Annotated in this window: 18 protein-coding genes; 14 read left to right on the forward strand and 4 right to left on the reverse strand. The window is 44.4% G+C overall.

The window, feature by feature from the left end; all coding sequences use genetic code 11:
- The first annotated feature begins 29 nt into the window (after window positions 1–29).
- From BVG16_RS27555 to BVG16_RS27570, 4 genes are all read left to right on the forward strand, one after another.
- Window positions 30–680: an IS3 family transposase gene (locus BVG16_RS27555; protein ID WP_078502418.1), complete on the forward strand. Its 651-nt coding sequence runs from the start codon at window positions 30–32 to the stop codon at window positions 678–680.
- 351 nt (window positions 681–1,031) lie between these two features.
- A complete protein-coding gene (locus BVG16_RS27560; RefSeq protein WP_078502419.1) occupies window positions 1,032–2,285 on the forward strand; it encodes an MFS transporter in 1,254 nt (417 codons plus the stop codon).
- A gap of 173 nt (window positions 2,286–2,458) precedes the next feature.
- Complete coding sequence (locus tag BVG16_RS27565) at window positions 2,459–3,022, forward strand: SMI1/KNR4 family protein (RefSeq protein ID WP_078502420.1); 564 nt, start codon at window positions 2,459–2,461, stop codon at window positions 3,020–3,022.
- Window positions 3,023–3,079: 57 nt separating this feature from the next.
- The gene (locus BVG16_RS27570) at window positions 3,080–4,270 is read left to right on the forward strand and encodes an acyl-CoA dehydrogenase family protein (protein WP_078502421.1); all 1,191 of its coding nucleotides are present in this window, start codon (window positions 3,080–3,082) and stop codon (window positions 4,268–4,270) included.
- A 126-nt stretch (window positions 4,271–4,396) separates the two neighbouring features.
- Here the strand turns inward: BVG16_RS27570 and BVG16_RS32570 are convergent, their stop codons facing one another.
- Window positions 4,397–4,684, reverse strand: coding sequence for a hypothetical protein (locus BVG16_RS32570; RefSeq protein ID WP_144027514.1), 288 nt, complete (start codon window positions 4,682–4,684; stop codon window positions 4,397–4,399).
- Window positions 4,685–4,918: 234 nt separating this feature from the next.
- Window positions 4,919–6,340, reverse strand: a complete 1,422-nt coding sequence (locus BVG16_RS27575; RefSeq protein ID WP_078502422.1) for a sulfatase family protein — start codon at window positions 6,338–6,340, stop codon at window positions 4,919–4,921.
- 204 nt (window positions 6,341–6,544) lie between these two features.
- Between BVG16_RS27575 and BVG16_RS27580 the strand changes: the two genes are divergently transcribed.
- The 3 genes from BVG16_RS27580 to pepF all read left to right on the forward strand — a co-directional run bounded on the left by BVG16_RS27580 (window position 6,545) and on the right by pepF (window position 9,942).
- The gene (locus BVG16_RS27580; RefSeq protein ID WP_158081815.1) at window positions 6,545–7,324 is read left to right on the forward strand and encodes an AraC family transcriptional regulator; all 780 of its coding nucleotides are present in this window, start codon (window positions 6,545–6,547) and stop codon (window positions 7,322–7,324) included.
- A 150-nt stretch (window positions 7,325–7,474) separates the two neighbouring features.
- A complete protein-coding gene (locus BVG16_RS27585; protein ID WP_078502424.1) occupies window positions 7,475–7,984 on the forward strand; it encodes a GNAT family N-acetyltransferase in 510 nt (169 codons plus the stop codon).
- A 158-nt stretch (window positions 7,985–8,142) separates the two neighbouring features.
- Window positions 8,143–9,942, forward strand: a complete 1,800-nt coding sequence (gene pepF, locus BVG16_RS27590; RefSeq protein WP_078502425.1) for an oligoendopeptidase F — start codon at window positions 8,143–8,145, stop codon at window positions 9,940–9,942.
- A 51-nt stretch (window positions 9,943–9,993) separates the two neighbouring features.
- Here pepF and BVG16_RS27595 read toward each other — a convergent pair whose 3' ends face one another.
- Both BVG16_RS27595 and BVG16_RS27600 read right to left on the reverse strand, forming a co-directional pair.
- Window positions 9,994–11,715, reverse strand: a complete 1,722-nt coding sequence (locus BVG16_RS27595) for a SulP family inorganic anion transporter (protein WP_078502426.1) — start codon at window positions 11,713–11,715, stop codon at window positions 9,994–9,996.
- A gap of 173 nt (window positions 11,716–11,888) precedes the next feature.
- Window positions 11,889–12,215 (reverse strand): ArsR/SmtB family transcription factor, encoded by a 327-nt coding sequence (locus BVG16_RS27600; protein WP_078502427.1) that lies wholly within the window; start codon window positions 12,213–12,215, stop codon window positions 11,889–11,891.
- A gap of 198 nt (window positions 12,216–12,413) precedes the next feature.
- On the opposite strand from BVG16_RS27600, the gene BVG16_RS27605 reads away from it, so the two are divergent.
- The 7 genes from BVG16_RS27605 to BVG16_RS27635 all read left to right on the forward strand — a co-directional run bounded on the left by BVG16_RS27605 (window position 12,414) and on the right by BVG16_RS27635 (window position 21,036).
- Window positions 12,414–12,866, forward strand: a complete 453-nt coding sequence (locus BVG16_RS27605; RefSeq protein ID WP_078502428.1) for a hypothetical protein — start codon at window positions 12,414–12,416, stop codon at window positions 12,864–12,866.
- A 201-nt stretch (window positions 12,867–13,067) separates the two neighbouring features.
- Window positions 13,068–13,853 (forward strand): phytanoyl-CoA dioxygenase family protein, encoded by a 786-nt coding sequence (locus tag BVG16_RS27610; RefSeq protein ID WP_078502502.1) that lies wholly within the window; start codon window positions 13,068–13,070, stop codon window positions 13,851–13,853.
- Window positions 13,847–14,860, forward strand: a complete 1,014-nt coding sequence (locus tag BVG16_RS27615) for a LacI family DNA-binding transcriptional regulator (RefSeq protein ID WP_078502429.1) — start codon at window positions 13,847–13,849, stop codon at window positions 14,858–14,860. Before BVG16_RS27610 ends, BVG16_RS27615 begins: the two co-directional genes overlap by 7 nt.
- A 78-nt stretch (window positions 14,861–14,938) precedes the next feature.
- Complete coding sequence (locus BVG16_RS27620; protein ID WP_158081816.1) at window positions 14,939–17,269, forward strand: helix-turn-helix domain-containing protein; 2,331 nt, start codon at window positions 14,939–14,941, stop codon at window positions 17,267–17,269.
- Between the two features lie 259 nt (window positions 17,270–17,528).
- Entirely contained in the window at window positions 17,529–18,449 is a 921-nt protein-coding gene (locus tag BVG16_RS27625; RefSeq protein WP_078502431.1) for an ABC transporter permease, read from the forward strand.
- Window positions 18,450–18,452: 3 nt separating this feature from the next.
- Entirely contained in the window at window positions 18,453–19,349 is an 897-nt protein-coding gene (locus tag BVG16_RS27630) for a carbohydrate ABC transporter permease (protein ID WP_078502432.1), read from the forward strand.
- Between the two features lie 64 nt (window positions 19,350–19,413).
- Window positions 19,414–21,036, forward strand: a complete 1,623-nt coding sequence (locus BVG16_RS27635) for an extracellular solute-binding protein (RefSeq protein ID WP_233147195.1) — start codon at window positions 19,414–19,416, stop codon at window positions 21,034–21,036.
- Window positions 21,037–21,094: the final 58 nt, after the last annotated feature.

Consider the following 21,094-nt stretch of genomic DNA (forward strand, 5'->3'; position numbering starts at 1 on the left):
STRCSSATNDATACTNTRYCHNAGCDCGCATGACGACCGCCTTGTGGGAGGCAGGCTACAATGTGAATCACAAGAAAGTATGGCGATTGATGCGGGAGCTGTCGATCCAATCGGTCATTCGAAAGAAGCGGAAGCAGTCCAGTTACACACCTTCTGTTGTGTATCCGAATCGTTTAAAGCGCCAATTCCATGCTACAGCGCCCCAACAAAAAATGGTGACCGATATTACCTATATTTCAGACGGGACCAACTTTCATTACTTGTCCGTCATTCAAGATCTTTTCAACAACGAGATTGTCGCTTGGCAATTGTCAGATCGTAACGATGTTCAACTCGTGCTGGATACCGTTACGCAGTGGACAAGAAAAAGAGACGTCTCGGGGGCCGTGCTCCATTCGGATCAGGGCTTCCAATATACGTCTCAGGCGTACAACACACGATTAGAGGCGTTCGGCGTTAAAGGCAGCCACTCTCGCAAAGCAACCTGCCTGGATAACGCATGCATCGAATCCTTCTTTTCGCATCTCAGAACAGAGAAGCTGTACCTTAAACAGTGTAATTCAGAACGCGAGATACATCAAGCAATTGAGGAATACATCTATTTTTATAACTATCAACGGTTTCAAGCTAAACTTAAACAGCGCGCGCCGATTGAGTATCGACACGCGCTGGCTGCATAGCTTTTTTTATCTGTCTACTTGACAGGGGTATGACCAGATGCGTGTGCAGACGCCGGTTTTTTGTGTTGGAATTTACTTAAGTCGTTGTTAATTCCCAAAAATTTCATTACAATAATATTTACATATAAATAGTTTAGGAGAGTGGGGGAAGTATGGGGAATGACAAAGATCCCCTAATGTGAATAGTGCAAGCAAACAAAGGATCTTCGTTGAAGTAAAAGAAATCGGTCTCGAGACCGAGCGGTCTTTCGTTCTGGCGAACCTTTTAGGTGATTGGAACGTTAAGTAAAATGATTAAGGACTACTACAGTATTTCAGAGAGAAAAATTGAAGATTGAAAGGGAGAGAAATATGACTGCCAGTCAACCTAGTTCGGCATCATCACTGCTGAGCAACCGATTCGTGCAAGTGATTTTGATGTCCACATTGTTTTTACAAAGCGGTATTTGGGTGCGAAATATCGCCATCCTGTTTTACGTCAAAAAAATGACAAATGACGATGCGTTCGCCGTATCGCTAATCTCCGTCGCGGAGTTCGCTCCAATCTTCGTATTCTCGTTTATCGGAGGGACATTTGCAGACCGCTGGCGACCAAAAAGGACCATGGTATGGTGCGACCTGTTAAGTGCGGTTTCCATTATCGCGGTGCTTTTCGCTATGGTAAACGGTTCGTGGAAAGCGGTATTTTTTGCGACGTTAGTCTCGGCAATATTATCTCAGTTCTCGCAGCCATCCGGCATGAAGCTGTTCAAGCAGCATGTGCCTGAACATTTAGTGCAAAAGGGGATGTCGGTGTATCAAACGTTGTTCGCGGTATTTATGATTTTCGGACCGATCGTCGGCACGTTTGTTTACCAGACCTATGGCATTGAGACAGCAATCGGAATCATGGGTATTTCCTTTCTGTTGTCGGCGGCTTCACTAGCCTTACTGCCGCGCGATCGTCAAGACGACAGGGACAAACAAAAGTCGCAAGTATTAGAAGACATTAAGGCGGGGTTCCGCTACGTATTGTCCAGCATTATACTCCGTAAACTTGGTGGCGGCTTCATTGCTGCAGGGCTCGGTCTTGGACTTATTCAGCCGATGGGCATCTTCCTGATTACGGAGCGGCTTGGGAAGCCAGAGGATTACTTGCAGTGGTTCTTATTAGTCAACGGCATCGCGATGATTATCGGCGGCGTGGTCGCAATGAGCTTCTCCAGCAAAATATCGCCGCAGAAGCTGCTGGCGTTCGGTATGGCAGTCGACAGCTTGGCGATGATCGCCATGGGGCTCTCGACGGATTACTGGTTAACGCTGGGACTCCAGTTCATAAGCGGGTTGATACTACCATGTATTCAGATCGGGATCAATACGATGATTTTACAAAATACGGAGGAAGCGTTCATTGGTCGGGTCAACGGGATTCTGAATCCACTGTTTATGGGTTCGATGGTTGTTACGATGATGCTGTCCGGCGTGATCAAAAACGCAATCTCGCTCGTTCCGCTGTACGTGCTCGCAGGTGTATTCTTCCTTGTGGGTGTGGCGGTTCTCCTACCGTTGTTTAAGTTGAAGGGCGGCATTCAACCTGAACCGAATAAAGCGGTGGGTAACTCGTAATTAGACTACATATACTTTGAACATGTAAAAGGGGTGCCGGTGGGCACTCCTTTTTATTTAGACTATAAACTTCTTCAAATCTGAATAAATACGCAGGTTCGCCATGTCTCCAACTTCCATTTTATAGTATGATTGTTGGGAAACATTTTTTTCTTGATAAGGAGACTTTACATATGGATATACAAGACTATATCAAAAAAGGTTTGGATGCGTATTATGATCGATATCATCAAGTCACGGAGGAAGGTTTCTGCAGATGGATGCGTCCTGACGTCCCTGATGAAATGAAGGCAGCGGATGGCGATGATGAATGGTCCATATGGAGATTAGTTCCTTCCATCGTAACTAAAGATGATATTCGTGCGCTAGAAAACGAATTTGGGCTGGTTTTTCCCGAATGGTATAAAGTATTTATATCAACTTACCATCATTATTTTGACGTCGTACCCGAACAAGGGTTGGATGAGCCTCTACATAGCATTAAAGATATGTATAATCCATTGCTGTGCAGGTTGGGGTATCTTCCATTTACATGGGATTCAGAGTACGGAAACATATTATGTATTGACTTAAATGAAGGCTCGGATGAAGAGCATGGTGCCATATACGAAATTGATCATGACATATTATTTGGTTATGACGAAGAACATACGGAACGCAATACACTAAAAGAGTCATTGACATTTTTGTATCCTAATTTCAAGGCGTATTTTGATCATACTTTTTTAGTAAGTTAATGAAAAAAGAAAGTACAATCGATATCAACGAACATATAAAGAACGGGAGAATGCCGCATGAACTCCATACAATCTGATCCTTTTGTAAGAAATGAACGTGAGAAAGAGATTGCTTCAAGATCCGACAGGCTTGCCGATCTATTCGAGAAGCGCGCTGCCTTGCATGATCGTGAAGGGTCTTTTCCCTTTGAAAATTTCGCTGATTTACGAGAATCCGGATATCTGGCTCTTACCGTACCGAAAGAATTCGGAGGAGAAGAAGCCTCTTTGTATGAGATGATCCTTGCACAGGAGCGGCTTGCCAAAGGTGACGGCTCAACAGCGCTGGCCGTAGGCTGGCATGTCAGTCAGATGCTCCAGCTGCGAATGAACCTGTCATGGCCTCAAAAGCTGTATACTGATTTTTGCAGACGTGTTGTTGAAGAAGGCGCGATGATCAACAAGTTTGCGAGCGAGCCTTCTACAGGCAGCCCAAGCCGCGGGGGTAGACCGCAGACTGCCGCTGTAAGGACGGAAGGGGGCTATCTATTAACCGGCCGCAAAACCTTCAGTTCGCTGATACCTATCCTAGATCAATTTACCGTAACTGCATTTGTAGAGGATGAGGAGCAGGTCTGCACCTTCTTCGTTCGTAAAGGTCCGGGCGTAAGCATTGAAGAAACCTGGGATACCTTGGGTATGCGGGGAACCGGAAGCCATGATCTGCTGCTTGACGCTGTTTTCGTGCCGGAAGATGCCAAAATTGAGAACAGCGATGGCGAAGGGGCCGTGGGATCGGGCATGTCCGATCATGGCGGGGCTCTCCTGCATATACCGGCTTGTTATCTCGGCATTGCTTGGGCAGCACGAGACTTTGCCGTGAAGTTCGCCGCAGATTACCGTCCCAACAGTCTGCCAGGCCCAATCGCGGAGCTGCCTCATATCCAGCAGAAAATCGGAGAGATGGAGTCAGAACTTATAACAGCGCGCACACTGTTGTACAGCGTTGCCGACCGCTGGGATCGTCTTCCCGCAGCGCGGGCATCCATGAAGCCGGAGCTTGGGCTAACCAAGACGGTGGCGACCAACGCTGCCCTCCGTATTGTCGATTTAGCGATGCGAATCGTGGGTGGATCGAGTTTGTCACGCAGTCTACCACTGGAGCGGATGTATCGAGACGTCCGCGCGGGACTCCATAATCCGCCGATGGAAGATACCGTCATTGCGATGTTGGCTCAGCGAGCGATCCGCGAAGCAGGCGGACTTTGAAGTCTTCGATAAGAAAACATAGCATCAAGATAAGACCGTAGGCAATCTCTTTTTCAACAGTTTGCTTTGTAGATGACTGTAATTGGAACACTATTTGCAAGGTAGGGTACTGAAAAACTAATGTTATTAACCATAACGATGGCGAAGAAGAAGATGAAGATTGCTATGTTGGATAATCCAATATAGCTTTGCCGCCAACACGAATTCTTTACCTAAAATGGATTTATCCAACATAGCTTCACTACCAGCACTAAAACGCGTACCTATACTGGACGTTTCCAATATAGAGGGGGAAATCAGCATTTTAGAGGCATTTTCAGCACATTCTATTGGATTTATCCAGTATAGAGTGCGAAATCGTACTGAAAACGGCGAAGTTAGTGGATTTATCCAATATAGCACCACCACAAACACTTCTCCCCACCTGTACTGGATTTAAAACAACGTAGCAAACTTCATGCATCTTCATCATTGTTATAGATCGTTTTAAATTGATTTTTCTTCTACGAAACGAGATCTACCCAAAAAATAAAGTGTCGAAAAGTCCTCTGGACTTTATCGACACTTTAAGGGCGTAAATACGCCCCCTCTCGATAACATTTTATACAGGTTATTGCATGAAGCAACTTGCTGATTATACGAGCTTGATCAGTCTACGTCGAGCACGTACCGCTCATCTTTGACCTCTTCCTGAAGCGCATGGAGCTCATCCTTCAATGTCTTGACGATGTCGGCGTATTCTGGCTGCGCATACACATTATTGAGTTCAGCTGGATCATGCTGCAAATCGAACAATTCCCACTCCGGCTGATTTGTTTCATCCAGCGTACCCGGCACTCCCAAACCGTCAGCGTAATAATAGATAAGCTTATATCGGTAGGTTCGCAACCCGTAATGCGAGAACACGTTATGGTCTATGCGATGCATCCAATAACGGTAATACATCGACGTTCGCCAGCCTTCCGGCCGTTCGCCGTTCAATATCGGCCGAAGGCTATGGCCTTGCATCTCGTCAGGGATCGGCAGTCCGGCATATTCGAGGAAGGTCGGCGCAAAATCCACGTTAAGTGCCATCGTATCCGTGATCCCGCCTGGCTTGATTTCATTCGGATAACGAACAATGAACGGCATGCGAAGCGATTCCTCATACATGAACCGTTTGTCGTACCAGCCATGGTCTCCGAGGAAGAAACCTTGGTCAGACGTGTATATTACAATCGTATTATCTGCGAGTCCCATTTCGTCCAAATAATCGAGCAATCGGCCGACATTTTCGTCGATGGAAGCCACGCATCGTAAGTAGTCTTTAATGTATCGCTGATATTTCCAGCTTTTTGTTTGCTCCGGCGTCAGATGCGCGGGCGGTTCTTCCTTTAGATCGACGAGTGTTAGATCACTGTCGACCCGCATCGTCGCTTCCGCTGCAGCCGTTGCACGGGTTGCATAATCATCGTTAAACGTTTCCGGCTCCGGTATTGTTACATCATCATACAGCGTCGCGTATTTGGCGCTTGGCTCCCATGGGCGGTGTGGTGCCTTATGGTGGCACTTTAAGAAAAACGGCTTGTCTTGATCTCGGCGATTTAGCCAATCAATCGATAAATCTGTAATGACATCGGTGACATAACCTTCGTAAACACGATCCTCGCCCATTTCCGAAAAAGTCGGATGATGGTATTCGCCTTGGCCCCAATTGCCGATCAGCACGTTCCAGTAATCGAACCCGGTCGGGTCGTAAATACCGCCTTGGCCGAGATGCCATTTGCCGATCATACCCGTTTCGTAGCCGCCGGCTTGAAGCATTTTGGCAACGTGATCCTGCCGACCGTCGAAGCCTTCATACAATGTACGAACCCCGTTCAAGTGATTGTATTTACCTGTCAGGATCGTCGCCCGGCTAGGCGCGCAGATGGAATTGGTGCAGAAGCAATTGTCAAAGCGGATGCCTTCCTCTGCGATCCGATCAATGTTCGGCGTTTGGTTAATCCGTCCGCTGTAGCAGCTCATGGCGTGTGCAGCATGATCGTCGCTCATGATGAACAGAATATTCGGTTTGGTGGTGCTGCTCATATGCACTTTCAACCTCCAATGTAGTTTTTTGTCTACATTATATAAAATTGCAGCTTCGAGTACGATGTACGTAATGTTGGTTTCATGTACGAAACAACTGCATTTTTGACAGCTTTGATCCTTGAAAGAATGGTTTCCCGTTTGCATGACTGACGAAGGATTGCTATGCTGGGATTAGCATTTTTCAATGAGAGGACCGTTGCTATGTTTAAGCTACTGGCGGTACATTATGACGATTGTATACCTGACTGGAATACGGTCCGCGAGGCCATTCCATACCATGTTATCGTTCTTGTGGTGGAAGGAACGGTGGCGTATACCATTGATGGCGAGACGTTTCGAGCTGAGGCGGGAGACTTCTTGGTCATACCAAGAGGTACGGTCAGAGCGGGAAGCAATACCGGAGCGCCGCATAAGAAATATACCGCACTGTTTAATCCGATAGACGATATAGATCCCAATGCGCAGCTTCTGCTGCACCGTCAGTTCATGAAGATGAAAATAAGCAACTACGAATACGTTCACAACCGATTTTCTCGACTGTTCCAAGACAGATGGGAAGGGAAGCCGTTTCATGAGCCGATCTGCCTCGGCATTCTGATAGAGTTGCTCGGAATCGCGAAGCGCGAGCCGGTGAGCCCCCCTGTGGAACCGATAAAATTTTATTTGGCCCGGAAAATTCAACAAGAGCTTCAACTGAAATATCGGGAATCTGTGCAAGTAAGTGATCTGGCGGAGCTCATTGCCCGTTCGCCGAATTATACAATCGCCATGTTCAAGAAAGCGATCGGCATGACACCTATCGAATATGTTCATCAGCTGCGTGTCCAGGAAGCAAGCAGCCTGCTGCTGGAATCGACCATGTCAGTTACCGAAGTATCCGAATATTTGGGCTTCTACGATACATCGCATTTCTATCGCGTCTTCAAAAAAATGATGAAGGAATCCCCTTCGGCCTATATCGCTAATAGAAAAAGCTTCTGATCGAAGCACTTTCGACGGTTCATGAAGATAATAGGGTTAGTTGCTATAAATGATTGCAATGTTTTATGATGTAATGAAAGTGCACTAACAAGCACAGGTTCGTTAATATTTTTTAGATAAGCTTCTATAGAAAAGGTGGTTGGTAATTTCATGGAACTCGTTTTTTCAAAGGTAGATTCAGAGGAAGAAATCTCGTTATTAGCTCAATTGGCATCGGAAATTTGGTATGAATATTTTGTATGCATTATATCAAATGAACAAATCGACTATATGGTGGAAAAATTTCAATCCGTACATGCGATTACTGACCAAATTACAAATCAGGGTTATGAATATTATTTTATGAACGTAAATGGCAATCCTATCGGCTATTTGGGGATAAAACAAGAAGAAGACAAGCTATTTTTAAGTAAATTTTACTTACAAAAAGAGCATCGAGGAAAAGGTTATGCAAGTCAGGCTATGGAGTTTTTGGTAGGGATCTGCAAAGTTCGAAGGTTAGGTATGATCTGGCTTACGGTAAATCGTTATAATGATGCCACGATTGCTGTTTATGAGAAAAAAGGATTTAGAACCGTACGTACTCAGGTGGCTGATATAGGAAATGGATATGTGATGGACGATAATATTATGGAGAAAAAAATAGTGTTGGAAGATTGAACATGAGTTCAATCATCGTGGGTTCTCTCCTTCATTAAGGAGTGAATCCATTTTTTTATTGCGAAATATGCAGGTCTAGGCTTACGAATCTATGATACAATGGGAATTATTGGTACCTTACATGGGTCAATTAATAACATGGGAGAGGTGTTTAGCGTATGTCGAAAATTTTAACCCGAGCAGAAGTGGATATGGAATCAACTTGGAATTTGAATGATATCTTTGAAACAAAAGAGGCATGGGAAGAAGAATTAAACGCTGTTCAGCAGGACATCTCCTCGGTTACAAAGTATGAAGGAAGACTCCGAGAAGGAGCAGATACGCTGCTGGCCTGTCTTCGTGCACAGGAAGAGCTTCAAGGCAGAATCAACCGTGTAGGAGCGTATGCTTATCTGCATCAATCCGGAGACAGCATCAATCCTGAAAATCAGATGAATGCTACGAAAGCACGCGATCTTTCTTCATTCGTCAGTTCAGCTCTTTCCTTTATCAAATCTGAAATTATCGAGCTACCAGACGGAACGATTGACCACTACATAATAGAACAGCCTGAACTTCAGGTGTATGAACGCAGTCTCGGGTTGCTTCTACAGACCAAGCCGCACAGACTGACGGCAGAGACGGAGAAGGTTCTTGCTTCCTTTGGCGAAGTATTAGGGGCGCCTTACCGTATCTATGAGCGCAGCAAGTTGGCAGATATGACATTCCCATCTACAGAGAACGGCCGTGAGGAAGAGGTGCCGGTTTCGTTTGCATTGTATGAGAACAAGTACGTTGAATCTCCGGACACGGATCTACGTCGTAATTCTTTTAAAGTCTTTAGCGAGACACTATTCAAATACCGCAACACGTTTGCTGAAGCCTATGGTACCGAAGTGAAACGCCAAGTGATTGAATCGCGTCTGCGTGGATACGATTCTGTTACAGACATGCTCTTGACGCCGCAGCAGGTCACAATGGAAATGTATAACAACATTCTGAATATTCTGCAGGAAGAACTTGCGCCTCATATGCGAAAATATGCCGCACTCAAGAAGCGCGTGCTGAATTTAGACGAGATGACGTTTGCGGATCTGAAAGCTCCGCTTGATCCTGATTTTAGTCCTGGTATTTCTTTTCAGGAAGCAGGAGATCTAATCAAGGAAGCCTTAAGCATCCTTGGTCCGGAATACGGGGAAATCGTATCGGATGCATTTAAAAATCGATGGGTGGATTACGCGGATAACGCAGGGAAGAGAACGGGTGCGTTCTGCATGTCGATTCCTGGAGTTCATTCCTATATTTTGATCAGCTGGGCGGATAATATGAGAGGAGCCTTTACGCTAGCCCATGAAGTGGGCCATGCCGGTCATCTCATGCTGGCGAACAAATATCAGCGTATAACGAACTCGAGACCTTCGATGTATTTTATTGAAGCGCCTTCAACGATGAACGAACTCCTGCTGGCGGATCATTTGCTCGCACGTTCTAACGATCCGAGAATGCGCCGCTGGGTGATTTCTCAGTTGCTCGGTACCTATTTCCACAACTTTGTAACCCATTTACTCGAAGGTGAGCTTCAGCGCCGAGTCTACGAACTTGCCATGCAAAATGTACCGATTACTGCCGTGAAATTGTGTGAGTTGAAGGGGAATATCCTATCTTCGTTCTGGGGAGAGGATGTGGTTATCGATGAGCATGCCAAATTAACCTGGATGCGTCAACCGCATTACTATATGAGTTTATACCCTTATACTTATGCAGCTGGCCTTACCGCTTCGACTGCTGTAGCCAAGCTGATAAGAGAGGAAGGGCAGCCTGCTGTGGATCGCTGGCTCGAAGTATTGAAAGCTGGAGGATCGATGAGCCCGCTCGAATTGATGAAATTGGCAGGCGTCGACATGTCGCAGCCTGATCCGATTCGCAGCGCTGCAGCCTACGTAGGTTCACTTATTGATGAACTGGAGAACTTGTATTAATTTCATTTCATTCTATTTTCGAGAGTCCTTATTTTTAAGGACTCTTTTTGTTTAAATCTGTTGCCCGGTACGAGATATCGCGGTACATTCACGAAAGGCAAAGTGTTTGCAGCCGTAACATTTGTGATAGTCTAATTTGCCTAATGCAAAGGTAATCGCTTCACCGGTATGGTCAAAAAAATGGTCTATCCCAATCATTTGGTCTAGTCCGGTGGTCTGCAAATACGCTCTTGGCTGAGATTGAATCCCCGAAATGAGCACGCTTCCGCCAGAATCTTTAAAATGCTTCACGATGCTGGAAAGGTTGGCTTCGCCGGTAGAATCGATGAAAGGTACTTTCCCCATTCGTAGCAACAATACTTTTGGATGCAGCTTCATTGTGTCCATGATGGATTTTTCAAACATATTGGCCGCGCCAAAGAATAAAGGTCCTTCAATCGTATAGATGCTGATCTGGGGACAGTCATGCCCTTCATTGACCATGTATGACTTTACTTTCTCATTTTTCACCGACGGATCAGGTAAGACCTTAGTCACCATAAGCGTATCCCGCATTCGCTTCATAAAAACAATAACCGCAAGTACCAACCCGACTTCGACGGCTGTAGTCAGATTGGTTAACACCGTAAGAAGAAATGTAATCACTAAGATCATGGAATCGCTCGATTTCGTTTTTAAAACGTGGGCAAACGCTTTCCGTTCACTCATATTCCATGCCACGACCATCAGGATCGGCGCCATACTGGATAAGGGAATTGTTGAAGCCAAAGGAGCCAGCAAGATCAAGACTAGCAAAACGACTAATCCATGAACCATCCCCGATATTGGCGAAGCAGCGCCATTTTTAATATTCGTAGCCGTGCGCGCAATCGCCCCAGTTGCAGGAATCCCCCCAAAAAGCGGGGCAACGACATTCGCAATCCCTTGCCCTATAAGCTCACGATTGCTATGATGTCTGCTTCCCGTCATGCCATCTGCCACAACGGCAGACAGGAGTGATTCAATTCCGCCAAGCATCGCAATCACGAATGCAGCTGGGAGAATCTGAATGATGGTATCTATCGTAAAATGTGGCATGGAGAGGGTAGGCAGCGTATCTGGAATCGATCCATAGGTTGAACCGATGGTTGCTATTTTTCCTTTAAAAAATAGGGACGCAGCAACACTTGAAACAACAAGTCCGACTAATGATGCCGGAATTTTCGGAACGACTTTTGGTAAAATGAGTATGACAGTAAGGCAGATGACAGCAGTCAGGGTACTATACAAATTCCATGTGGAAAGATGCGCTCCGATTTCTTTCATATTGGACAAAAAGTATTCATGACTTTTCAAGTGTTGTAACCCTAGAAAATTCGCGATTTGACCAGAAAAAATGATGACAGCGATGCCTGACGTAAACCCGATCGTAACGGGACGGGGGATAAATTGAATCAACACGCCCAGCTTAAAAATGCCCATTAAAATAAGAATTATCCCCGCGATCATACCAGCGAGGAGCAAATTTTCATATCCATATTGCAGTACAATTCCTAATAAGATCGGAACAAAAGCGCCAGTTGGACCCCCAATTTGAAATTTGGATCCACCAAGCAATGAAATGAGGAACCCTGCCACGATGGTTGTATAAATTCCGAATTGAGGTTTTACCCCCGAAGCAATAGCGAAAGACATAGCAAGTGGAATCGCTACGACACCAACAATCAGTCCTGCAACGAGATCCCGACGTAACGATTGGATGTTATATCCTTCAAATCTCCCCGACCATTTCATGACAACCCTTCTTTTTCTTCATATATTTGATTATTTGAATATATGGGAAATATACACCCAGTATTCTTACTTGTCAATGAACAATTCGCCTATGTTACTTTCAACATACCCTCATGAATTAAAAACAAGAAACCTTTATTGGATGTAAAGATTCCTTGTTTTTGGGAGGCGGTTTATTCATTTCTTATGTTTTCCAATAATGAAATAGCATCTACCAGATGATTATCAAAAATTTGTTTGGCCACCTCAAGAAGGTCTTTAATGAGGGGATCCCGAAGAGAATAAATAACCGAGGTTCCATCTTTTGTTCCATTCACAACGTTTTTATTACGAAGCACAGCTAACTGCTGAGACACGGCAGAACCTTCGCTTCCTAAAATGGCCTGAAGTTCATTGACATTTTTATTCCCTTCGCATAGCACTTCAAGGATTCGAATACGCATGGGATGGGCCAACGCTTTAAAAAATTCTGCTTTAAACTGCTGTATTTCACGATTCATGAATCTAATCTCCTTAATTTTTGAAGATTTGAATATACAAACATAATACCACATGCAAGATACTCGTTGTAATACAAATCATTTTATCCCGGCAGTTTTTGCTTTACAGAAATTAATGATAAGCTAGAAGCTGGCATTGACAAGCAGTGGAGTTATCTTATCTAATGATATATGAACATATTAACTGGAGTGGTGAAATTGAGGGAAAACAGGAAATCTTCTTGGCTCGGTTGTTTGGGCCTATTAGTCGTCATGACGATACTAGGAACAATGATAAGACTGGGTCAATGGCTCGCTAATGAAGGACGATCGGTTCTAATTATACTAATCGTCGCCATCGTAGCGATAGCCGCTTATTATGCGTATTCAAAGTATACAAAAAAACAGAAGGCGCAGCATCTGGCTGACCAAGAACAGCAGAATCATAATGAGAAATTGATCTTAAAACTCGCTGCTGAGAAGAAGGGATATATTACTGCGGCAGAGATAAGCTTGAACTCCAATTTAAGCCTTGATGATGCCAGTAAAATGTTAGACGACCTCAAGGCCAAAGGTGCTTGTATATTACGAGTTTCCGATAACGGTACATATGTATACCAGTTCGACATGTTAATAAGCCAAAATGACAAGCTTTATTCAGAGCGAATCTAGTAGAGAGTTTTGAAAATCATATACTTTAGGCCTACACGAGCATAAATTTTGACTCCTGTAGGCTTTTTAGTTTTCAGTCCAATATGTTGACAGGACATGCGCTGGCAAAATATAGTAATTTTAAGTCAAATTTACACGAGTAAATTCATCTAAAATTCATTTGAATTACATTTCAATCAGGAGGTATGCAAATTGACAACGATGAAAACATTTCGTTCTGAATGGATCCAGAAGTTTAATGACGAAGGGTATCTATTGCTGAAGGGTGTATTGAGCGAAGACAAGGTAAGACGGTTAAATGCTGCTGTTGACGGAATATTGGATGAAGAGCCTGAATCACTTTCTTACAATGTTTATAACAGTGTAGAACGTCATGAAGAAATTGCCTCTTTAATCGATGAACCATCGGTGCTACCGCTTATCGTTCAATTGCTGGGGTATAATATTCAATTGCATATCTCTCATCTGACAGTTCGGAAGCCTAATCCAGGGGATGTTCAGACGGCGACGAATAGTTTCATTAACTGGCATCAAGATGGACCGCATCCTCAGTTTCCAAGGATCGGAGGCCTTACAGCGACCTACTATATTAAAGTCTGCTATATCCTGAGCGATATGTCTGAACCGAACCGTGGCAATACGAAGATTATCCCGGGCTCGCATAATCGTATATACCGACCTGAATCGGACAATGTGAGAGAAACACTGTCGGATGAAATTCAGATTTGCGGTGATCCAGGCGATGTATTTATTTTTCCGCAGAATTTATGGCATTCGGGTGCACCGAATCATTCAACTGAAACCAGACGTCAGTTGTTTCTCGGATATAGCCCCATTTGGATGCGCCCCATTGATTATAAGGTTCCTTCGGAACGACTGCTGAAGGATGCGAGCCCCATTCGCAAGCAGCTGCTGGGTATGATTAGTGACAATCCTTTTAACTATTATGTACCTGACGATTCTATGGTGCCATTGAAAGAATGGTAACAAGACAAGAAGTAGCGGATCGTGCCGGTGTATCCGTAGCCGTTGTCTCGTATGTGCTAAATGGTCGTAAAATCGTGAAGGAAGAAACGAAGCGCAGGGTACAAGAAGCCATTCGTGAGTTGGGTTATCGCCCAAACCAGACAGCACGCAGCCTAAAGACGAAAAAATCACAGCAAATTGCCGTGCTGATTCATTATATCGGCAATCCGTTCGAGGCAGGTTTGTTGCTTCACATCGAAGCGACTGCAAAGCAACACGGATATTTCGTATTCGTGCAGACGTACGATCCGAACCGAGAAGAAGAGCTGCGAGGATTGCTAATGGGCCGGGTAGACGGGGTTCTACTACTTGGCCCATGCTTTAGCCGAGAGACATTAGAGTATTTCAATTCGCTCGAGATACCTATTGTATCCGTTATGCAGCCTTCAACTTGGGGGGAAAGGAACAACGTTCCATATGTTGACATTGCATGGCTGCCTATGATGAGGAACCTTATCTCTCATTTACGACAGCAAGGACATGAACGAATCGCCTTTATGTCTGAGGGGGGACAGAACCTTCACTACGCCGTCCGATATCACGCTTTTTGCGAAGTGATGCGGCTTGAAGGTCTACATACAGATGCAGCTGTATCCAGATATCTTAATGGCTCAGGTCGATTCGAACAGGCGAAAATGGTGCTCGGTAGATTACTAGAAGGTGAAGAGGGAGTACTTACAGACTTCACGGCAATCGTGTGCGCCAACGATTTAATGGCTGCAGGATGTTTAGCTGCATGTCATGAACGAGGTATCCGGGTACCTCATGATATGGCCATTGCGGGCTGCGAGAATATCCTGATGTCATCGCAATTATCTCCACCGCTAACCGTTATCGACTATCCCCGTCAGTTAGCAGGAGAAGCGGCAATGAATATGTTGCTTGACCGAATGAATGGCATCACAGCAGAGCCAATTCTTCTTTCCGGTAACCTTATCGTCAGAGGCTCAACCCGTTCGAATGAATGAAAGGGGAATACAAGCATATCATTTAAATAGATGATATGCTTGTATTCGCTTTTAGAGGTCTCATTCGGAGGTATTTCGATGTTGAAGTTCAGCCTATCAACCAAAGTAATGTTGATCTATGGGACTGTATTCTTAGTGATCATCACGTTGACCTTCGGGTTATCTTACACAGGAACGGTAGGTAAGCTAGGGAGTGATTTAAATGATACGAACCTAGCCTTATTGAAACAAGTGGATCAAAAAATTGAAGTGGCTTTTCGTCAGACGGAGAAAGATCTGTTAACGCTAATGAATGAACTCGAGTTTGTTTATTTTATGTACGATAGTTATATGGATGATGGCCAAAGGTATAGCAATTTTTATGCATTAAACACAAAGTTGAGAAATTTTATTAATACGAATCCCCAGTTTTCATCTATTTTTGTATATTCTGCTGAAAGCGGTCACCTGTTGACAGATAAAGCTTATATGAAGGATGCACCTTTGGTTCATAACTGGTTGGGTGATTATTTGGATATGCCCGTTTATTTTAAGTGGTTAACCACGCATCAGATATCGGATGGCAACTCGAACAAAGACGTCATTACCTTGGTGAGATCCTATCCGACGATCAGTAGTCCCGGGTATCGCAAGGGCATGGTAGCTGTCAACATCAATGAAAAGGTCATCTACGATATGGTGAATGCTGTATACGAAGATCGTAAAATTGGCCATATGTTTATTATCGATAGCGATGGAAATATCGTAACCCACGATGATAAGACTCAAATCTACCGTAATATCAAAGAACTTCCTCATCTCAAAAGCGTACTCGTGAAGAAAGGAAGCGGCACCTTTACCGGTGAGCTGGGTGGTGTTCGTCAATCGATATTCTACCGTGACTCCAACTATACAGGGTGGAAACTGATCAGTATTGTGCCGGAGTCACAAATCTATGAGCCGCTCAGGGTGACGCGCAATCTGCTGATAGCATTAGCTGTAAGTATGATTATTCTTGCATTGATCGTACTCTTCTACGTGAGTCGTTGGACCTTTAAACCACTTCATCAATTGATAGGTAAAATATCAGGAACTTATCATTTCACCCCTACACAGGAACGTCCGGATGTTGGACTTACCTATCTAGAAAGCGTATTCGATCAGCTATTGCTGGATCGGGAACATCTTCAACAACATGTTAGGGACTCGAAGCCGGTACTGAAGTGGAGAATTATGATGGATATGCTTATCGGCTATCGAACGGATTATTTGGCGGTCCTTCACCACTTGGAGTTTGTAGGCGTCCACCTATTTCCAGATCGATATCTTGTCTGTACGGCGGAGATCAGCAAAGAGGGGATGGACTTGAGAGCCCAGGATGAAACGCTGTACACGTATGTATTCTGTAATGTGGCAGAGGAATTGATCAATACAGAGAATGCAGGCATGGCGATTGATGTGGGTGGAGGGCGTGCAGCCGTCATCTTAAGTTTTGCTGAAGGGGACGCGGAGCAGAATCATATGCGTGCGCTTGCGATCATGGAGCTGATCCTTGATATGATGAAGAAGCAATTCGACCTGGTCGTGACGGTTGGCGTTGGTCGTGGTTATCGCGAGATGAAGGATATTCCCAAGTCGTATGACGAATCACAAAAGGCACTTCATTACAAAATCGTATTCGGGGGGCACGCTGTCATCTCGATTGAAGACCTGCAACCCCTGGATAGCCAAGATTATTATCGCCTCCTTCGTATGGCGGATCGAATTACGGATGCACTGAAACTTACTGATTCGATCAAGTTAAAAGCATATGTACAAGAAACTTTTCACGAGGCAATGGATCGCAATTTATCCCCTAATCTGATACGTCAGCTTTCCTTTGATCTCATCGTCAAGTCGGTACAGTCGGTTAGTTCCACCGGGATCGACCTGCATGAATCCATGAGCCAACTGGAGAGTATGTATGAGCTAATCAACCGCAGCGGGAACTTGAAAGAGATGGAAATGTCCGTTTTCCAATTTCTTGAGGAGATGGCTTCCAAAATCAAAGCCAAGCGAACTCTAAGAGGCAGTAACGATACTATTGAACGAATCCTCATCTATATAGGAGAGCATTTCCAAGAGAATGATCTATCTTTGGATAAGCTTGCACAAGAATTTCATTTGAGCCCGACCTATATTAGTAAACAATTTAAGGAATACACGGAAAGCAATTTTATTGATTATCTCATTGGTATTCGAATGGATGCTTCCCAGAAACACTTAGCGTGTATGAATATGAAAGTGAACGAAATTGCTGAAGCCGTTGGTTATCAGAATGCTCGCAGCTTCATACGGACCTTCAAGAAGTATACAGGCATGACCCCATTAGAGTATCGGACCCAGTTGCAGATGGAGATTACGAATGAATCGAACCTTGAATGCGATTGAGCTTATAAGACATGTACAGGACTTAATCCTTTTTCATGTGGAGGATTACCTTGTACATGTTTTTTGTTTTGTAAGGGCTCCGCAACGAATAAACCGCGTCATTATAGGGATTTTCAGACCCTATCACAAGAAGTGAACCCAGTATAAGAATGGTGACTGTACATTTTGCAAGAATAGTGATCGTGTTCAGAACGTGTCTATTTCCAATGATTCAATCTCACGGTACGATCGCTGTACCCACAAAGAAAGGATGAACCAAATGAAGGATACACGTTCCATTATCCGTAGTCGATTCCTACGCGACCGACACTTGTACCTGATGCTGCTGCCTGTGATCTTGTTTTATCTCGTATTCAAATATGCTCCAATGATCGGCGAGATGATCGCATTTAAAGATTATCGCTTGGGAGATGGGATATTCGGGAGTCAATGGGTGGGATTTAAACATTTCGAAAGTTTATTCGGAAGTATTGATTTCTGGCGAGTTCTTCGAAATACGTTGGTACTGAATGTATACAGTCTTGTGTTTGGCTTTCCGGTACCCATTGTATTAGCTCTTTTACTAAATGAAGTTCGAAAAGAATGGTACAAGAGGACCGTACAGAACTTGCTGTATTTGCCCCATTTTATATCATGGGTCGTCTTGGGAGGAATTTTCATCGCGATCCTTTCCCCGAGTACGGGTGTTGTTAATGCGGTCCTTCAGCATGTATTCGGTATGGAACCGATTTACTTTATGGCAGATTCGAGATGGTGGCCTGTTGCATACACGTTGTCCGGGATTTGGCGTGAAGCTGGGTGGGGTACGATTCTCTATTTAGCAGCTATGGCTTCGATTGACCCTCAGCTCTACGAAGCGGCTAAGATCGATGGAGCGAGCAAGCTTCGCCAGACTTGGCATATTACGCTTCCAGGAATTCGAAGCACGGTTGCCATCCTTCTCGTTCTACGAATGGGCAGTATGCTGGATGTCGGATTAGAGCAAACACTCATCTTACAAAATCAGTCCGTATTGGATGTGGCCGATGTGATTAGTACCTACGTCTACAGAGTCGGTCTGCAAAATATGAATTATAGTTATACGACCGCATTAGGCTTGTTCCAATCCCTAATAAGTTTAATTCTGGTCGTAGGTGTCAATCGATTAACCCGAGCGTTCGGGGAAAGGGGACTCTGGTAACCGATGATCATACGGAATAACAATCTATCTGTCCGGTCTCGAGTAGGGACGGCGGTTAATTACACCCTGCTCGGCCTCTTTTCACTCGCTGCCTTATATCCGTTGTGGTATGTCATCGTGTCTTCATTTAGCAGCAGTAGGGCGATAACGGCAGGTGAAGTATCTTTGTGGCCCGTTGAGTTTAACACACAAGCGTATCTGCGATTATTTGATGATGGTCAGCTCTTCGTGGCGATGGGGAATACGATCGTGGTAACCGTTGTAGGGACGCTGCTGAATATGGTACTAACGACATTAGCAGCTTATCCGCTATCCAGAAAAAGGCTTAAAGGCCGTAGTTTGCTGCTTATGTTTATCATATTCACCATGTTGTTTACTACAGGCGTCATTCCCAATTTTATACTTGTGAAATCCCTGGGACTCATGGATTCTTATTGGTCATTGTGGCTGCCAGCACTCATCAGTACCTATAATATGTTCGTCATGAAAAGTTTTATGGAGGGCTTACCCGAAGAAATTGAGGAATCAGCGGCGATCGACGGAGCTGGAGACTGGCGGATTCTGGTACAGATTATTTTGCCTTTATGTAAACCCATTATGGCTGCGCTTTCCTTGTTTTATGCCGTGAGTTGGTGGAATTCCTATTTCAACGTGTTGTTATATATTACGAAGAGTACCCTGCAGACCTTAACACTTAAGCTCTATCAAATGATTCTTCAAGTGAATCAAAGCCTTTTGAATAATGGCACAGGTAGTGAAGGAGTCGATCACGTCATGCTAACACCGGAAGGGATCAAAGCCGCGGCCATCGTAATTGCGGTTACTCCAATTCTCGTGATGTATCCGTTTTTGCAGAAGCATTTTGTCAAAGGGGTGTTAATCGGTTCTGTGAAAGGTTGATATCATCGGACCCTAGGTTCCTGATATATAGTAAGTACTACGATTTGAAAAGGGGATGAAACGATTGAGAATTTCGAAGCATGTGTGGAAATCGGTCCTAGCGACGAGTTTATGTGTCATGATGTTGGTAGCTTGCAGTAATAATGCTACGTCGGTGAATCCTGCGGAATCACCCGAAAAAACGACTCCCGCAGCTACAACGGTAGATACGAAGTCAGCAGAAACGAAAAAAGAAATCAGTATTTCAGCCTTTGATCGAGGGAGTGTGCCTACGGAAGAAGGAAGCTATGAAAGTAACCGGTGGACCAAATGGATCAATGAAAATTCACCTGCAACCGTGAAATGGATTCCGGTTGACCGAGGGCAAGCCCAACAGAAAATTAGCACACTTATCGCATCCGGAAGTGCACCCGATTTGATCTGGGAATACGATCGGAATTATATCGCTCAATTGGCGAATCAGGGTGCTATCCAGCCCATTGATAGTTATATCGAACAATACAGTACCACATTGAAGAAATATTTACAGGAACACCCGCAGTTAAAATCAGCGATGACCATTAATGGGAAAATGTATGCGGTTACAAGTGAAAGAAGTATTGAATCGATTGCCAATAACGGCATGTGGATTCGGCAGGATTGGCTGGATAAGCTGCAATTGAAAGCACCAACCACGGTGGAAGAATTGATTGAGGTAGCTAAGAAGTTCAAAGATGAAGATCCGGATGGCAATGGACAAAAGGATACAGTACCTATCGTATTTAACGGTAACGCGGTCCAAATTATGCGTGCGTTCTTCTTCACGAATGAGAACCAGTGGTACTTGGAAGATGGCCAAATGAAGTATGGCAGAACGTTAGATCGTTTCACCGATTCACTTGCATTCCAGAAATCATTATTTGACCAAGGACTGATTGATAAAGAGTATATCACCGATAGTAATTTCCAACGTGCACGTCAACTATGGACGACGGGTAAGGCAGGGATCTATTTCGGCAATTGGAGTATGGATAATGAAATGCGTGATCTTAAAGCGAATGTGCCTGATGCCAAAGTAGCTCCGCTAGAGTCTGTAGCAAGTAAATATGGAAAAAATGGTCTATATCAAGAATTGCCATCTAACGTGTTGGTCGCTTTTAATAGTAATATGGATAAAGATCGAATCGAAACGGCGGTTAAATTCCTGGATTGGATGTTGGAAAAGGGCTGGATGCCTATGAAGTTTGGAGAGGAGAATGTCCATTATAAGCTGGTGAATGGTGAAATTCCGCAAAGGCTGGATTCAGACAAATATCGCCAGGAAGTGGCCTACGCGAACGAATATGCTATTCTCAGCCAATGGAACACCAAGCCGGAATGGATTCCGATCATGGCGGCACAGGATGCACTCTCCCAAGAAATCGCGCTTGCTAAATCTGAGGCTTTAAAAGTAGCTCTTAAGAATGAATATCGCAGAGATATCGCGTTTAGCCCGGATCTTCCTGAAGTGAGCCAACTTATTGCGACGTTTGCCCCCATTGCAACACAAATTGAAGTCAAGGTCGTGACAGGCGGAAAAGCACTAAGTCCTGAAGAAGGAATGGCGCAGGTTCGCAAGGAATGGAAACGCCTTGGTGGTGAGAATGTGGAGAAGCTAGCGCAAGAATGGTATGAGAAAAATAAGGAGTTTTTAAATGTAAAAAAGTAATCTTAAGCGAGGATGGATTCTAAGGATTAGGCTGGAATCCATCCTCCAGCACAAGTTT

This window comes from Paenibacillus selenitireducens, assembly GCF_002021565.1.
Lineage (GTDB): Bacteria > Bacillota > Bacilli > Paenibacillales > Paenibacillaceae > Paenibacillus_K > Paenibacillus_K selenitireducens.

Bases quoted from the DNA above. Each gene is read 5' to 3' on its own strand.
- BVG16_RS27555 (WP_078502418.1), top strand. From the start codon at position 30: ATGACGACCGCCTTGTGGGAGGCAGGCTACAATGTGAATCACAAGAAA.
- BVG16_RS27560 (WP_078502419.1), top strand. From the start codon at position 1,032: ATGACTGCCAGTCAACCTAGTTCGGCATCATCACTGCTGAGCAACCGA.
- BVG16_RS27565 (WP_078502420.1), top strand. From the start codon at position 2,459: ATGGATATACAAGACTATATCAAAAAAGGTTTGGATGCGTATTATGAT.
- BVG16_RS27570 (WP_078502421.1), top strand. From the start codon at position 3,080: ATGAACTCCATACAATCTGATCCTTTTGTAAGAAATGAACGTGAGAAA.
- BVG16_RS27575 (WP_078502422.1), bottom strand. From the start codon at position 6,340: ATGAGCAGCACCACCAAACCGAATATTCTGTTCATCATGAGCGACGAT.
- BVG16_RS27580 (WP_158081815.1), top strand. From the start codon at position 6,545: ATGTTTAAGCTACTGGCGGTACATTATGACGATTGTATACCTGACTGG.
- BVG16_RS27585 (WP_078502424.1), top strand. From the start codon at position 7,475: ATGGAACTCGTTTTTTCAAAGGTAGATTCAGAGGAAGAAATCTCGTTA.
- pepF (WP_078502425.1), top strand. From the start codon at position 8,143: ATGTCGAAAATTTTAACCCGAGCAGAAGTGGATATGGAATCAACTTGG.
- BVG16_RS27595 (WP_078502426.1), bottom strand. From the start codon at position 11,715: ATGAAATGGTCGGGGAGATTTGAAGGATATAACATCCAATCGTTACGT.
- BVG16_RS27600 (WP_078502427.1), bottom strand. From the start codon at position 12,215: ATGAATCGTGAAATACAGCAGTTTAAAGCAGAATTTTTTAAAGCGTTG.
- BVG16_RS27610 (WP_078502502.1), top strand. From the start codon at position 13,068: ATGAAAACATTTCGTTCTGAATGGATCCAGAAGTTTAATGACGAAGGG.
- BVG16_RS27615 (WP_078502429.1), top strand. From the start codon at position 13,847: ATGGTAACAAGACAAGAAGTAGCGGATCGTGCCGGTGTATCCGTAGCC.
- BVG16_RS27620 (WP_158081816.1), top strand. From the start codon at position 14,939: ATGTTGAAGTTCAGCCTATCAACCAAAGTAATGTTGATCTATGGGACT.
- BVG16_RS27625 (WP_078502431.1), top strand. From the start codon at position 17,529: ATGAAGGATACACGTTCCATTATCCGTAGTCGATTCCTACGCGACCGA.
- BVG16_RS27630 (WP_078502432.1), top strand. From the start codon at position 18,453: ATGATCATACGGAATAACAATCTATCTGTCCGGTCTCGAGTAGGGACG.